Genomic DNA, 14,903 nt, shown 5'->3' with positions numbered 1-14,903 from the left:
CCCTCGGTGGAGGCGCGCTACTGCGGCGAGTACACCGGCTGCATCGGCTACCTCTTCCTGACCTGGGAGTACGGCCGGTGGGCCGCGCTGGTCGCCGCCTGGCCGCTGCTCCACCTGCTCCGCGTACGCCGGACACGAAGGCCCCGTCAGCCCGTCGTCCGCACCATGGCCGTCGCGGTCGCCGTGGCGACGGTCCTGCCGTCGGGGTCGAGGAGCTCGCCGGCGAGGAAGCACACGTCCTTGCCGCGCCTGACCACGCGCCCCCGCCCGACGAGCCGCCCGGGCCGCGCGGGACGCAGGAACTGCACCTGCAGGTCGAGGGTCAGCGCGAACTGATCCGCCGGCAGCGTCGCCACCAGCGCGGGCCCCATCGTGTCGTCGAGCATCGCGGCCAGGAAGCCGCCCTGCACCACGCCGACCGGGTTGGCGAACCGCTCGCCCGCCTGGAACGCCACCTCGATCGTGCCCGCCTCCGGATCGACCTCGACGAGCTCCCAGCCGAGCAGCGCCGCCGCGGGCGGCGGCGGAACCTTGCCCGCCAGCATGTCCCAGAACATCCCACGCCTGCCCGCGTCTGCCGTCATGCCTTCCATTGAACAGCCCGCCACCGACAGACCGGCGGCCATGGAGTGGTGAGGCAGGAAATCAGGTGCCGAGGGCGGTGAGGAAGTCGGCGACCGGGCCCAGCGTGATCAGGCCGCTGCCGGCTCCGGCCAGCTCCGCCGCGGCGGGGGTGAGGGCCTCGCGGGCGCGGGCCGCCGTCCGCCGGTCGCCGACCGCGATCGCGGCCCGCGCGACCAGGCACCACATGGCCTCGAACAGCAGGTCCCGGGGCGGCTCCGGGACCAGGCCGACCGCCTCGGCAGCCTGGGCGCCCCGCCCCTCGTCCAGCAGGACGAGCGGCCGCACCCACGGCTCGTACGGCCCCCACTCCACGGGTTCCCCGCCGAGGACGGGCAGGCCGTGCCGCACTCGTACGGACAGCAGCGCCAGCGGCAGCAGCCCCTGCCGCAACCCCGGCATCCCGACGTCGTCCAGCCGCGCGGCGGCCACCCGGTAGGCCGCCTCCTCCTCGGCCGCGGGAACCCGCCCGGAGGCCGCCCCCCGCAACACCCGGTACCACTCGGTGAACACGCTGACCAGCGGCAGCTCGTTCCGTTCCGCCAGCCGGTCGGCGGCGTCCGCGTGCCGGTCGGCGGTCGCGAAGTCGCCGAGCGCCCCGCGCGCCTGGACGCGGACGAGATGCCCCAGCACCTCGAACGTGACCAGCCCGTGCCGCGACGACAAGGCGACCAGCTCGGCCCCGATCCCGTCCCGGTAGGGGGCCAGCCCCGCCCGCTCGAACGCCTGCATGAACACCCCGTTGAGCGCGAACGCCAGCAGCGCCGGGTCGTCCAGGCGGCGGGCGATCCGCTCGGCCTCGGCGGCGGCCCGCCGTCCCCGGGCCGAACGGGTGCCGCGCGACTCGACGGCGATCGTGGCCAGCAGCCGCGCCCGGGCCGCCTCGGAGGCGCCGGGCGGCAGGGCGTCCAGAGCGCGTTCGGCCGCGGCGACGACCTGGGACGCCTGCTCGGGGTCGTCCGACCGGGTCCAGACAGCCGGCACGTCGTAGGCGCCGATCACCCGGGCCGTCAGCTCCGGATCGCCCAGTTCCTCGGCCGCCTCGATGGCCGCCGTACGATGCCCGCGCGCCGCCTCCAGGCCGCCGCCCCCGGTCACCGCGAGGTTGCGCAGCAGGCCGACCGTCGACTCCAGCCGCGCCCGGGCCCCGGCCCCCACCGTGCGGTCGTACGCCTCGGCCGCCTGCGCCCACACCCGGGCCGTGGCGTCGGCGGGGGCCGCGAGCCCGCGGTCCTGGTGCAGGATGTCCGACTCCAGGCGGCGCAGCCGGGGCCCGGGGTCCACGCCGAGCTGCTCGACGAGGAGCGTCCGCGCCCGGCGCAGCACGGCCAGCGCGTCCCCCTGACGCCCGGTGCGGTAGAGGGCGAGGGCGAGCAGCCGCCAGGCATCCTCGCGCCAGGGGTGCTCGGCGACGTGCGAGTCCAGGTCGGGGACGGCCTCCGCGGCCCGGCCCAGCGCCAGTTGCGCCTCGGCCCGGCGTTCGACGGCGTGCAGCCGCAGCTCGGTCAGGCGGGCACGTTCGGCGCGCGCCCAGTCCTCGTCGGCGAACTCGGCGTAGGCGGGGCCGCGCCACCAGCCGAGCGCCTCCTCCAGCCGGGCCGGTTCCGGCGGGCCGCCGGTCACGGCCTGCTCGAAGCGCCAGGCGTCCACGGCGTCGGGGGCGGCGCGCAGGGCGTACCCGGGGCCCTCGGTGACCAGCAGCCGGGCGGGGGCGCGCGGCGGGCGTCCGGGTTCGAGCGCCCGGCGCAGGGCGGCCACGAACGTGCGCACCGCGCCCACCGCGTCCGGCGGCGGATCGTCCCACAGGTCCTCGACCAGCCGCGTCACCGGGACGACGCGGCGCCGGGCGACGATCAGGCGGGCCAGCACGGCGCGATGCCGCGGCCCCTTCAGCGGGATCGGCTCGCCCTCGTCGTCCCAGGCCACCACGGGCCCCAGCACCCCGAACACGCCCCCCATCCTTCCTGCTCACCGGATGCTCATCCGCCCCCGGCACGCTGGGAACCGACCCGGTCACCCACGAAGGAGGGCACCATCATGACCATCCCCGGATTCGACCACCGCCGTGTCGCCGTCGCCGACGGCGTCACGATCCACGCGGCCGTCGGCGGCTCGGGCAGCCCGATCGTCCTGCTGCACGGCTTCCCGCAGACCCACCTGATGTGGCGGCACGTCGCCGCCGACCTCGCCGCCGACCACACCGTCATCTGCCCCGACCTGCGCGGTTACGGCGCCAGCGACAAACCGGCCGAGACCGGCCCGGACGTCTACTCCAAGCGCACCATGGCCGCCGACGTGGTGGCCCTGGCCGCGGCTCTCGGCCACGAGCGCTTCGCCCTGGCCGGACACGACCGCGGCGCGCTGGTCGCCTTCCGCGCCGGCCTCGACCACCCGGCGGCGATCAGCCACCTGGCCTGCCTCGACGTGCTGCCGACCCTCGACATGTGGGACGTCATGCGCGGCGTCACCGCCTCCGTCGGCTTCCACCTCTTCCTCATGGCCCAGCCGCCCGGCCTGCCCGAGCAGCTCATCGGCGCCAGCCCGGACGCCTTCTTCGGCTACTTCCTCGACCTGTGGACCAACGACCCGGCGGCCATCCCGGCCGAGGTCCGGGCCGCCTACCTGGACGCCTGCCGCGCCGCCGTCCCGTCGATCGTGGCCGACTACCGGGCCTCGGCCGGAATCGACGTCGAGCACGACCGCGCCGACCTGGCGGCGGGCAGCCGGCTGCGCATGCCGGTGACCGTGCTCCAGCAGGACTGGGGCGCCGCCCTGGGGTACGACGCCGCGGCGCTGTGGCGGGCCTGGGCGCCCGACCTGCGGCACGACACGGTCACCTGCGGACATTTCATGGCCGAGGAGTCTCCCGCCGAGATCGCGCGGGCGCTGCGCGACCTCGTGTCCCGGTAGCCGGTCGTGCTGGTCAGAGCCGATAGTCGTAACTTAAAGTAATTGACATGTCACGGTAAGTTATTCGACAATGACAGCGCCAAATGAGGTCGTCCTTCCGGTGAGAAAAGTACGGGCCGGAAAGCCGAGCACGCGACGGAGTAGAGGCGCTCTCCAGCATGTTGCACGCATTCATCGTCGGGATGGGCAGATCCGGCGCAGGGCTGCATCTGCCTTCCCTGGCCAAGGTGCGCGAGGCGGCCCCCGGGCTGCTGGCGCCCGGCCCGGTCGTCGTCCTCGACCCCCTCCTGCCGCCCGGCGGCGTACGGGGAGCCGTGCCGGCCGGGTCGCCCGAGGAGGCCGCCGCGCTCGCGCCCCCCGACCGGACCGTCGTGCACCTGTGCACCCCGCCGCACGTCAGAGCCGGGATGCTGGCCCGGCTGGCGCCGCTCGGCTACCGCAAGTTCATCGTGGAGAAGCCGCTCGCCCTCGACCTGGTCGGGCTGGCGGCCGTGGCCCGGGTGCGCCGGCGCTGGAACCTCGACCTCACGGTCGCCACCCACTGGCTCGACAGCACGCTCACCGGCCGGCTCCGGGCGGCGATGCACGCCGAGGAGTTCGGCCCGCTGAGGCAGATCCGGGTCGTGCAGAACAAGCCCAGGTTCACCCGGAGCGCGGCGCGTCCCGACGCCACCACGGCCTTCGACATCGAGGTGCCGCACGCGCTCGCCGTGGTGCTCAGCCTGGCCGGCGGCGCCCGGATCTCCGAGGCGTCCTGGGAGGACATGGTCACCGAACGCCACCGCCTCCCCCGGCTCGGACGGGCCAGGCTGCGGCTCGACCACTACTCCGGCGTGCGCACGGAGATCGACTCCGACCTGACCTCACCCGTACGGGAGCGGCGCATCACCCTGCACTTCGAGCGGGGCACGCTCACCGGCCACTACCCGTGCAGCGACGCCGACCACACCGCCCAGCTCAGGGTGGCCACGGCCGAGGGCGAGCGCCGTTCGGTGTTCGCCGACGACGCCCTGCCCGCCTTCCTGCTGGCCGCCTACCGGCGCTACGCCCGCGCCCACTGCTCGCCCGGCGCGCTGCCCGTCCAGGTCGACGCCGTGCGGCTGCTCACCGAGGCCAAGCACCTGTGCGCGGCGCACGAGCCCGGGCCTGAGGAGGCGCCGCGTGCAGGCACCACCTGAGCTGGCCGGCATAGGCGACGAGGCCGCCCCCGACCTCGACGGCCAGCTGGCCGCCGTGGGGGAGCTGGGCTGGAACCGGCTGGAGCTGCGCACGATCGACGGCGTGCCGGTGGCCGGGCTCGGCGAGGCGGCGTTCCTGCGCACGGCGCGGCGGCTGCGCGATGCGCGGGCCGAGGTCGTCGCGGTCGCCTCGAAGATCGGCGACTGGTCGCGGCCCGTGACCGGCGACTTCGCGCTCGACCTCGCCGAACTCGACGTGTTGGCACGCCGCTGCCCGGCGCTGGGGACGCGGCTGGTGCGGATCATGTCCTTCCCCTCGGGCGGGCTGGCCGAGCCCGAGTGGGGGCGGCGGGTCCGCCACCGGCTGCGCGAGCTGGCCCGCCGGGCCGAGGACGCCGGCCTGCTGCTGGTCCACGAGAACTGCGCCGGCTGGGCGGGCGACCGCGCCGACCGCATGCTGGACCTGGTGACCGGGATCGGCAGCCCGGCGCTGCGGCTGCTGTTCGACATCGGCAACGGCGTCGCCCACGGCTACCCGGCGGCCCCGATGTTGCGGGAGGTCGTCCCGTACGTCGCGCACGTCCACGTCAAGGACGCCGTCACCGGCCCCGGCGGCGAGGTCGTCTACGTGCTGCCCGGCGAGGGACGCGCGGGCGTCGCCGAGTGCCTGCGCCTGCTGTCCGCCCACGGCTACACCGGCGCCCTGTCCATCGAGCCGCATCTGCGGCTGCGCCCCCACCTCGACGACCCGGGCCGCGGCGACCAGGCCGCGTTCGTCCGGTACGGGCGGGCGCTGGAACGGCTGGTGGGGCAGGTCGATGGACGTTGACGCCGTGCCCCTCGACGCGGCGGAGCGCGACCTGCTGCTGAGGCTGCTGCGGCTGCCCACGGCGGGCCCGCTGGAGACCGGGCCGGCCGGTCCGCGCCCGCGGCTGCGCCAGGCCCAGGACGAGTACGCGCGGGCCGCCGCGCCGCTCGGTTTCCGCACTGTACGGCACACCTGCGTGCGCCCGGCCGAGCTGCACCGCGCCGACGTCCCCGCGCCCGTGCGCGAGGCCCTGGACCTGCCCGGCTTCCTGGACGCCCAGCCCAGCCTGGTGCTCCGGCTGGGCCCCGGCCTGCCGGCGTCCCGCACGGTGATGTTCAACGTGCATCTCGACACGGTCGCCGGCCTTCAGGCGGCCGGGTTCGACGGCGAGCGGTTCCACGGCCGCGGCGCGATCGACGCCAAGGGCCCGGCCGTCGCGCTGCTGGCCGGGCTGCGGGCGGCGCGCGCCCGCCGGCCGGCCATCGGGCGCGAGGTCGGCGTGCTGATCCAGGCCGTGGCGGGCGAGGAGGGCGGGGCCATGGGCGTGCTCGGCACCCGCCCGCTCGTCGAACGCGGCTACGTCGGGCGGCTCAACGTCTTCTGCGAGCCCACCGGCGTACGGTTCCTGCCGCGCAGCACGGCCGCCGCGACCGCCCGGATCGTGGTGGACGGCGAGCACGCCGTGGACGACCGGCCGGCCGCCGGGCACAACGCCACGGTCCTGCTCGGCTTCCTGGCCCAGCACCTGGCCAGGGCGCTCGACCCGGACACCGTGTGCGTGGCGGGCGTGCACACCGGCACCCGCCACAACCAGGTGTACGGCCGCGGCTCCCTCCTGCTCAACCTGCCCTACGCCACCCCCGCCACCGGACGGCGCCTGGAACAGGACCTCACCCGGGCCCTGGACGACGGCCTCGCGGCCTTCACGGCGGCCTTCGGCGGCACCGCCCTGTTCGCCAGGACCGCCCGCGACGCCAGGGCCGTCACCCGGCTGGAGTGGCGCAAGCGCGGCCTGCCCGTGCTCGACGACCGCGACGCGTGGGGGCACGCGCTCCTGCGCGACCGGGCCGGGATCCCGCCCTGGCCCGCCGGCGAGCCGGCGTTCACCTGCGACGCCATCTGGATGGCGGGCGTCGAGGACGCCTGCACGGTCGTCCTGGGGCCGGGGGACCTGGCCGGCAACAACGCCCATGCCGGAGGGGAGTTCGCGCGGGCCGACGAACTCGCCGGGTTCGCCGCCGCCGTGGCCCGCCTGATGATCGCCTTCACCGACGACAGGATTGGACGAGGAGCATGAACCCCACTGCCTCACCCGCGACGGACGCACCGCCCGCGCATCCGTACCCGCCGGTCCCGAGGGCCGCACCGCGACAGGAGCGGGCGGCCGTACGGGTGCGCCACGACGACCTGCTGGACTTCGTCGCCGCCGTGTTCACCACCCGCGGCCTGGCCCCCGAACGCGCCCGCGAGGCCGCCGCCGCACTGTGTTACGGCGACCTCGTCGGCATGACCTCCCACGGGCTGGCCAACCTGACCCGGCTCTACCTGCCGCTGTTCGACGAGGGGCGGGTCGACCCGCTGGCCGAGCCGTCCGTGCTGGCCGACCGGGGCGCGGCCGTGCTCCTCGACGCCGGTCGCGCGCTGGGCCTGTGGGCCGCCGGCCTGGCCATGGAGATCGCCGCCGGGCGGGCCTCGACGTACGGCGTCGGCCTGGTCTCCGTACGCGGGGGCACCCACCTGGGCTGCGCCGGCCACCACGCGCTGCGCGCGGTCGAGTACGGCATGGTCGGCGTCATCGCCAGCAACTGCGGCCGCCAGCGCATCGCCAGACCGCCGGGGGGCGCGGTGGCGATGCTGGGCACCAACCCGATCAGCGTCGCCGCCCCCGCCGGCGGGCATCCGCCGTTCGTGCTGGACATGAGCACCACCGCCATGCCCACCGGACGGGTCAGGCAGGCCGCGCGGCACGGCGACGAGCTGCCCGAAGGGGTGCTGGCCGACGAGGACGGCGCTCCCGTGACCGACGCCGCGGCCTTCGACGAGGGACGGGCTCACCTGCTCTGGCTCGGCGGCGAGGCGGGGCAGTACAAGGGCTTCGGGCTGGGGGTGGCGGTCGAGGTGCTGGCCGCGCTGGTGCCGGGCGCGGGCCTCGGCGCCCACCCCGACGCGTACGACGGCGACGGCGGCCCGAGCGGGCGCGACGACGACATCGGCTTCCTCGCCCTGGCGATCGCGCCGGGGGTGCTGCGCGAGGGCCTGGAGGGCGACGCGGCCACGCTGTTCGGCGCGTTGCTCGGCTGCCCGCCCGCCGGCTCCGGCCTGCCGGTGAGCTATCCCGGCTGGCACGAGCATCGCCGGGCCGAGGAGCACCGGCGCTCGGGCGTCCCGCTCGGCGCCGACCTGTACGACGAGCTGGCCGCCCTCGCCGCCGCCACCGGACTCGACGCCCCCGCCCTGGTGGTGGAGCGGTGAGCGCCCGGCTGCGGGTCGCCGTCATCGGGCTCGGCGTGATCTCGCGGTTCTACCTGGCGGCCCTGCACGCCTCGCCCGGCCTGCGGCTGGTCGCGGTCTGCGACACCGACCCGCGCGCCCTGGAGGGTCACCGCGTCCCCGCCTACCGCGACCATCTGCGGCTGCTCGACGAGGAACGGCCCGACGCCGTCGTGGTCACCGTCCCCAACGACCTGCACGCCCGGGTCTGCGCCGACGCGCTGGCGCGGCGGATCCCGGTCTGCGTGGAGAAGCCGCTCGCCCTCGACGCCGCGCAGGGCAGGCGGCTCACGGACCTGGCCGCCGGCTCGGACGTGCCGCTGTTCACCGCCTTCCACCGCCGCTACAACTGCGCCGTCGGACGGCTGCGCGCCGCGTGCGCGGGCGCCCGGGTCGAGGAGCTGACCGTGCGCTACCTGGAACGCATCGAGGACCACGCGGGCGCCGACTCCTGGTACCTGGACGCACGGCGCTGCGGCGGCGGCTGCGTCGCCGACAACGGGCCCAACGCGTTCGACCTGGTCGACCTGCTGCTCGGCCCGGCGCACGTCGTCTCCGCGCACGTCGACCGGGACGCCGCGGGGGTCGACCGGCAGGCGGACGTCGAGCTGCGCGCGGGCGCGGCCCGCGCCCGGATCCTGCTCGACTGGTCCTACCCGGGCGAGCGCAAGGACCTGGAGCTGCGCCTGGCCGACGGCCGCGCCCTGTACGCCGACATGCTGGCCGGCCACGCGGGCTTCAAGAACTCCCTGTGGCACGAGTACGAGGGCGTGCTGGCCGCGTTCGAACGCTGCGTGCGCTACGGCACCCCCGACGGCGAGGGCGGCCTGCCCGCCCTGCGCTTCGTCGAGGACGTCTACCGCCTGGAGAAGGCCGGCGCCGGACGGGGGGCCGCGTGAACCCCGACGAGGACGGCCCCAAGACCGCGGTCACCGGCACGCTGCTGAAGGTGCTGGTGCACCGCAGGCAGGACCGCGGCATGCTGCTCGAACCGCACGCCAGCCGGTGCGTGCGCGCCGGCGAGGTGCACGAGCTGGTGGCCACCGACCACACCGAGACCGACGCGGGGGCCAGGATCGACCGGGTCGCCTTCCTGGGTTTCGCCGAGATCGTCGCGGCCGGCGTGCTGGACCGCGGCGACGAGGTGTGGATCGGCGGACGCCGGGTCGGGGTGCTGCTCGGCTTCGACGGCTGCCACCTGCCCAACCACTACAACGTGCTGATCCATGCCGACCCCGCGGCCACCGGCCGCGAGCTGGGCCTCATGCCGGGCGAGCCGCTGGTGTTCAGCCAGCCCCTGCCCGGCGACCCCGAGGAGGGTGGGGCCCGCGTGTTCCGCTGGCCGCTGCTCTAGAGAGTTTCGATTACTTTCCGTGACCTCTGGTTTACCAATAGTCACACAGGGTAATCTGTTGATTGCGCACAGTAGTGGGAATCGCTCGTTTCGGACTCCCACTAGAGGTCGCGTCCCTCCCCCCGATGATCCCCACGACGGCGGGCGGGCGCGTGTCACGAAAGGACAGACAATGGCTGCGGGCACCAAGACGACCAGCCGGCTGGAAGAGCGCTTCCGCCTCTGGGACAACGACGGCTCCGGCGCGATCGAGCGCTCCGACTTCGAGAACGAGGCCGACGGCATCATCGAGGGCCTGGGCGTGCAGGGGACGCCACAGGCGCAGCAGCTGAAGCAGGCGTACCTGGCCATGTTCGACCACCTCGCCGGGGCGGTGGGCGCGTCCAGGCTCGACCAGGAGCAGTTCGTCCGGGCTGCCGAACAGGAGATCATCAGCCGCGGCGACGCCGGCTTCGCCCAGGTCGTGCGCCCGACCATCCAGGCGATCGTCAACGTCCTCGACCGCGACGACGACGGGGAGGTCGACTCCTCCGAGATGGCCAAGTGGTTCGCGGCCATCGGCCTCGACGGCCACGTCGCCGACGAGGCGTTCCGGCAGATGGACACCGACGGCACCGGCAGACTGTCCGTCTCCGAGCTGGTCGACGCCGTCCGCGACTACCACCTCGGCAAGAACGACATCCCTCTGCTCGGCAGGTGACCCAGGCCTGAGCAGGCCGAAGGGTCGCCCAGAGCCGCTGTCTCCGGGGCGGCTCTGCCGAGAGGGCCGTCCGGGGGCCGTGTGTCCCCGGGCGGCTCCGCCCGAAAGGGGCCGTCCGGGGCCGCATCCCCGGGCGGCCCCGCCCACCACCGCACCAGGACGGGAACCTTGGAGACAACACTCTCTCCGCCCGGGGGATCGCCGCCCCGCGCCGCCGCTCCCATCCCCTTCTTCTCCCAGGCGGCGACGTTCGACCGGCTGTGGAAGGAGATCCGCACCGGCTGCGTCGACGTGCTGGACCGCGGCAAGTTCTCCCACGGCGCGAAGGTCGCCGAGCTCGAACGCCGGCTCGCCCTGTGGACCGGCGCCACGCACGTCGTCGGCGTCAACTCCGGCACCGACGCGCTGGTGCTGCTGCTGCGCGCGGCCGGTCTGCGTCCCGGTGACGAGGTCGTGGTGCCCGCCTACAGCTTCATCGCCACCGCCAGTTCCGTCGTGTTGGCCGGCGGCGTGCCGGTCTTCGCCGACATCGAGGAGCGCGGCCACGGCGTCGACCCGGCCTCCGTCGACGCCGTGGCCGGGCCGCGCACCCGCATGGTCATGCCGGCGCACCTGTTCGACCGCCTGGCCGACCTGCGGGGCGTGTGCGAGGTGGCCCGGCGGCGCGGCCTGACCGTGCTGGAGGACAGCGCCGAGGCCATCGGCATGCGCCTCGACGGCACGCACGCCGGGCTCGTCGGGGCGGGCGGCGTCCTGTCGTTCTTCCCCTCCAAGACCCTCGGGGCCATCGGCGACGCCGGAGCGCTGCTCACCGACGACGACGACATCGCCGACACCGCGCGGGCGCTGCGCCACCACGGCCGCGGCGGCCGCACCCTCGACCACTTCCCGGGCATCGCCAACCCCACCGTCCTGCCCGGCTGCAACAGCAAGATGGACGACCTCCAGGCCGCCGTCCTGCTGGCCAAGCTCGCCAGGCTCGACGCCGACATCGCCCGCAGGTCCGAGCTGGCCACCCGCTACGACGTCCGGCTGCGCGACCTGCCCGGCGTGCTGGCCGTGCCGGGCGCGGTGCCGCCGCACCCGGGCGGCAACCGGGTCTGCTACGTCTACCTCGTCGAGGTCGAGTCCCGCGACGCCCTGGCGGCGCACCTGGCCGCCGCGGGCATCGGCACCGAGATCTACTACCCGCTCCCACTGCACCTGCAGCCCTGCTTCTCCCACCTCGGCCACGTCCGGGGCGACTTCCCGAGGGCGGAGGCGGCCTGCGAGCGCGCGCTCGCCCTGCCGCTCTACCCCGATCTGTCCGACGCCGAGGCCGACCGGGTGTGCGACGAGATCGAGGGCTTCTACCGGGGACGGCGCGCATGAGCCGGGTGCCCTTCTTCGCCGCCGACCTGTTCGAGGACGACCGCGCGACCCTGCTCAGGACGGTCTACGCCGTCGGCACCGGCGACGCCCAGAAGTTCATCCTGGGCGAGCACACCGCCCGCCTGGAACGCGAGCTGCGCGGCCGGCTCGGCGCGGCCGACGTCGTGGCCTGCTCCAGCGGCACCTCCGCGCTCACCCTGCTGCTCGCCGCCATGGACGTGGGCCCCGGCGACGAGGTCGTGGTGCCCGCCTTCGGCTGCGCCCCGCTGGCCGCCACCGTCGTCGGCGCCGGAGCGCGGCCGGTCTTCGCCGACATCGACCCCGTGACGCTGACCGCCGACCCCGCCGCGGCCGAGTCGCTGGTCACCGTGCGCACCAAGGCGGTGATGCCCGCCCACATGTTCTCCGTGATGGCCGACATGCCGCGCTTCCGCGACCTGGCCGACCGGCACGGCCTGCGGCTGGTCGAGGACTCCGCGCTGGCCCAGGGCGGCACGCTGGGCGGGCGGCCGGCCGGGCGGTGGGGGGACGCGGGCGTCTACTCGTTCGTGCAGGTCAAGACGTTCGGCATGCCGGGGGAGGGCGGCGTGGTGATCACCGACGACCCGGCGCTGGCGGCGCACGTACGGGTGCTGCGCAACCACGGGCAGGACGCCGCGCGGCGCTTCCACCACCACCGCGTCGGCTACAACAGCCGCTTCGACGAGGTGATGGCGGCCTTCCAGCTCCACCGGCTCACCGGCCTGGACGACCGCCTGTCGCGCCGGGCCGAGATCGCCTCCTATTACTCCCGCCGTTTCGCGCCCCTGGTGGAACGCGGGATCGTGGCACCGCCCGTCGGAGGGGACGGGCGGTTCCACTACGTCTACACCGTGCTCACCGAGCGCCGGGACGCGCTGGCGGCCCACCTGGCCGCCCGCGACATCGCGACCCACGTCTACTACCCGCGCCCGCTGCCCGCCCAGCCGGCCTTCGCCCGGTTCGCGCCGCCCGGCGCGTCCTGGCCGGTGGCCGAGTCGGCCGCCCGGCGCAACCTGTCGCTGCCGCTGCACCCGCGGCTCGCCGACGCCGAGGTCGAACGGATCGCCGACGCGGTCTGCGCCTTCGCCCACGGCTCCCCGCAGGAGAACCCATGACCGACCAGGTGGTCACCCGCGGCCTCGGGCCCTACGCGCGGCTGGCCAAGCTCGACATCTACGACTACTACCTGGGCCTGCCGCTGGTGTGGTCGCTGCTGCCGGCGGCCGGGCGGTGGCAGCCGTACGCGGTCGGCCTGCTGCTGGCCGTGCTCATCGCCGAGGCGGTCGTGGTGGCCGCGATGGTCGGGTTCGACGACATCACCGGCCACCGCGACGGCAGCGACGCGGCCAACTACTCCTCCGACGCGGCCCGGCGCAGGCTGGCCCGCAAACCGCTGGTCGCCGGCACGCTCACCGAGCCGCAGGCGCTGCGGTTCGCCTGGACGGCCACCGCGATCAGCGTCGTGCTCTGGGCCGCGGTGGTGGCCGCCGCCCCGTACCGGCCCGCGTGGGTGGTCGTGACGGCGGCGGCGTGCGTGGTCGCGGCCGTGCAGTACTCGTGGGGGCTCAAGCTCAGCTACCGGGGGTTCCAGGAGCTGTTCCTCGTCGGGCTCGGCGTGGGGTGGGTGCTGGTGCCGTACGGGCTGCTGACGGGGCAGGCCGGCGGGTTCGTGGCGGTGCAGGCGGTGCTGTTCGGCCTCGGGCCGATGATCTTCGGTCTGTACTCCAACACCAACGACGCCCGGGGGGACCGGGAGGCCGGGCGGTTCACCGTCGCGGCCCGGACGTCCCCGCGGGTCAACGCGGCCTTCGTCACCGCGGTGACCGCGGCCGAGAGCGTGGTGGTCGGATGGGCGGTGGCCGCCGGGGTCGCGCCCGGGTGGTTCCTGGGCGTGCTCGTGCCGCTGGTCTCCCTTCGCGTGGCGCAGCTCGTGATCGGGTTCGTCCGCGGGGACATCCTGCGGGCCCGGCGCGTGGCGATCCGCACCCACCGGGTCACCGTCGGCGTGCTGATCCTGGCCAACCTGGTCCTGGCATGAACGTGGACGTCGCGGTGGTGGGGGCCGGGCCGGCGGGCCTCGCGACCGCGTACGCGCTGGACCGGGCCGGGTTCGCGGTCCGCGTCCTGGAGGCGGCCGAGGAGGTGGGCGGGCGGATGCGCACTCTGCGGGCGCGCGGCTGCCTGATCGACACCGGCGCCGAGATGTTGCCGTCGGCCGACGGCTATCCGGCCACCTGGCGGCTGATCAAGGCGGTCGGTCTCGACGCGGCGGCCGTGCCGAGGGTGCGCGACGCCGTCGGCGTGTGGCGGGACGGGCGGGTCCACCCGCACGTGGGCCGCCCGCTCGGGCTGCTCACCGGCGCGGGCCTGCCGCCGCGCGCCCGGCTCGACCTGGCGCGCCTCCTGCTCCGCCTGGCCCGCCACCGCCCCGACCCCGCCGCCACCGTCGCCGACCTGATCCGGAAATACCATCCCGACCTGCGCGGATTCCTCATCGAGCCGCTGGTCGCCGGGTTCTTCGGCTGGGACGCCGGGCGCTCGTCCGCCGCCGTGTTCGCCGAGCACCTGACGACCGCCGGGAGCACGAACACCTGGCACACCTACCGCGACGGCATGGACACCCTGGCCCGGGTCCTCGCCGCCGGGCTCGACGTGGTCACCGGGCACGAGGTGACGGGCGTGGTCACGTGCCCGGGTGGGGTGCGGCTGGACTCGCCGCGGGGGAGCGTGACCGCGCGGGCGGCGGTCCTGGCCGTTCCCGCGCCGGTGGCGGCCCGCCTGCACCCCGGCGCCCCGCCGGAGGAGCGCGCGTACCTGGAGGCGTGCACGTACGCGCCCATGCTCCGGCTCAGTCTCGTGCTCTCCCGGCCGGCGGCTCCTGGCTGGCGCGGGTTCGCCACGCTGGTGCCCGCGGCCGAGGACCCCGTGCTCAACGTGATCACCGTGGACCATCACAAGCACCCCGGCCGCGCTCCCGCCGGCACCGGGTTGATCTCGCTCATCACCTCGCCGCGGGGCACCGCCGCGCTGATGGGCGAGAGCGACGAGAAGATCGCCGACCAGCTCGTCGGGCGCGCCGAACGGTTCGTCCCCGGCCTGGCCTGCCGGGTGGCCCGCTTCCACGTGCACCGGTTCCCGTACGGGCTGCCGGAGGCGACGCCGCGCGCGCTGGCGTTGCGGGCGTCGTTCGAGGGGCGTCCGGGATCGGCGGTCGACTACGCGGGCGACTGGGTCTCCCTGCGGCCGTGCAGCGAGGGCGCGGTCGCCGCGGCGGAACGGGCCGCCGCTCGGGTGCTCGCCCGCCTGTCATAGACATCGCCCGCCACAGACACCGCTCGTCACGGACAACCGCTCGTCACGGACAACCGCTCGCCACAGACAACCGCCCGCCACAGACAACCGCCCGTCATCGGCGCCCGCCCGTCAAGACGCCGCCTGTCATGGACGTAC

Annotated in this window: 14 protein-coding genes; 12 read left to right on the top strand and 2 right to left on the bottom strand. The window is 75.3% G+C overall.

Going from position 1 to position 14,903, the window contains the following annotated elements; all coding sequences use genetic code 11:
- Positions 1 to 146: 146 nt before the first annotated feature.
- Positions 147 to 584 carry a PaaI family thioesterase gene (locus ACWCSU_RS46340; RefSeq protein ID WP_449942712.1) on the bottom strand — a complete coding sequence of 146 codons (438 nt, stop codon included), beginning with the start codon at positions 582 to 584 and terminating at the stop codon, positions 147 to 149.
- Between the two features lie 61 nt (positions 585 to 645).
- On the bottom strand, positions 646 to 2,580 hold the full coding sequence (locus ACWCSU_RS46335) for a BTAD domain-containing putative transcriptional regulator (protein WP_449942711.1): 1,935 nt from the start codon (positions 2,578 to 2,580) through the stop codon (positions 646 to 648).
- 78 nt (positions 2,581 to 2,658) lie between these two features.
- On the opposite strand from ACWCSU_RS46335, the gene ACWCSU_RS46330 reads away from it, so the two are divergent.
- The 12 genes from ACWCSU_RS46330 to ACWCSU_RS46275 all read left to right on the top strand — a co-directional run bounded on the left by ACWCSU_RS46330 (position 2,659) and on the right by ACWCSU_RS46275 (position 14,765).
- On the top strand, positions 2,659 to 3,531 hold the full coding sequence (locus tag ACWCSU_RS46330) for an alpha/beta fold hydrolase (protein WP_449942710.1): 873 nt from the start codon (positions 2,659 to 2,661) through the stop codon (positions 3,529 to 3,531).
- Between the two features lie 158 nt (positions 3,532 to 3,689).
- Positions 3,690 to 4,709 (top strand): oxidoreductase, encoded by a 1,020-nt coding sequence (locus ACWCSU_RS46325; RefSeq protein ID WP_449942709.1) that lies wholly within the window; start codon positions 3,690 to 3,692, stop codon positions 4,707 to 4,709.
- The gene (locus ACWCSU_RS46320) at positions 4,693 to 5,538 is read left to right on the top strand and encodes a sugar phosphate isomerase/epimerase family protein (protein WP_449942708.1); all 846 of its coding nucleotides are present in this window, start codon (positions 4,693 to 4,695) and stop codon (positions 5,536 to 5,538) included. The genes ACWCSU_RS46325 and ACWCSU_RS46320 overlap by 17 nt, the downstream gene beginning before the upstream one ends.
- A complete protein-coding gene (locus ACWCSU_RS46315) occupies positions 5,528 to 6,814 on the top strand; it encodes a M20/M25/M40 family metallo-hydrolase (protein ID WP_449942707.1) in 1,287 nt (428 codons plus the stop codon). Before ACWCSU_RS46320 ends, ACWCSU_RS46315 begins: the two co-directional genes overlap by 11 nt.
- Positions 6,811 to 7,989, top strand: a complete 1,179-nt coding sequence (locus ACWCSU_RS46310) for an Ldh family oxidoreductase (RefSeq protein WP_397038369.1) — start codon at positions 6,811 to 6,813, stop codon at positions 7,987 to 7,989. The genes ACWCSU_RS46315 and ACWCSU_RS46310 overlap by 4 nt, the downstream gene beginning before the upstream one ends.
- Positions 7,986 to 8,906: a Gfo/Idh/MocA family protein gene (locus tag ACWCSU_RS46305; RefSeq protein ID WP_449942706.1), complete on the top strand. Its 921-nt coding sequence runs from the start codon at positions 7,986 to 7,988 to the stop codon at positions 8,904 to 8,906. Before ACWCSU_RS46310 ends, ACWCSU_RS46305 begins: the two co-directional genes overlap by 4 nt.
- Positions 8,903 to 9,361, top strand: coding sequence for a DUF6917 domain-containing protein (locus tag ACWCSU_RS46300; RefSeq protein WP_357696132.1), 459 nt, complete (start codon positions 8,903 to 8,905; stop codon positions 9,359 to 9,361). Before ACWCSU_RS46305 ends, ACWCSU_RS46300 begins: the two co-directional genes overlap by 4 nt.
- A 172-nt stretch (positions 9,362 to 9,533) precedes the next feature.
- Complete coding sequence (locus ACWCSU_RS46295) at positions 9,534 to 10,061, top strand: EF-hand domain-containing protein (protein ID WP_449942705.1); 528 nt, start codon at positions 9,534 to 9,536, stop codon at positions 10,059 to 10,061.
- Positions 10,062 to 10,229: 168 nt separating this feature from the next.
- Positions 10,230 to 11,432 (top strand): DegT/DnrJ/EryC1/StrS family aminotransferase, encoded by a 1,203-nt coding sequence (locus ACWCSU_RS46290; protein ID WP_449942704.1) that lies wholly within the window; start codon positions 10,230 to 10,232, stop codon positions 11,430 to 11,432.
- A complete protein-coding gene (locus ACWCSU_RS46285) occupies positions 11,429 to 12,568 on the top strand; it encodes a DegT/DnrJ/EryC1/StrS family aminotransferase (protein ID WP_397038374.1) in 1,140 nt (379 codons plus the stop codon). The genes ACWCSU_RS46290 and ACWCSU_RS46285 overlap by 4 nt, the downstream gene beginning before the upstream one ends.
- Positions 12,565 to 13,491 carry a UbiA family prenyltransferase gene (locus tag ACWCSU_RS46280; protein WP_449942703.1) on the top strand — a complete coding sequence of 309 codons (927 nt, stop codon included), beginning with the start codon at positions 12,565 to 12,567 and terminating at the stop codon, positions 13,489 to 13,491. Before ACWCSU_RS46285 ends, ACWCSU_RS46280 begins: the two co-directional genes overlap by 4 nt.
- Positions 13,488 to 14,765 (top strand): protoporphyrinogen/coproporphyrinogen oxidase, encoded by a 1,278-nt coding sequence (locus tag ACWCSU_RS46275; protein WP_449942702.1) that lies wholly within the window; start codon positions 13,488 to 13,490, stop codon positions 14,763 to 14,765. The genes ACWCSU_RS46280 and ACWCSU_RS46275 overlap by 4 nt, the downstream gene beginning before the upstream one ends.
- The last annotated feature ends 138 nt before the right edge of the window (positions 14,766 to 14,903 follow it).

This window comes from Nonomuraea sp. NPDC001699 (assembly GCF_053596455.1).
This window is presented reverse-complemented; position numbering and strand designations above follow the sequence as displayed.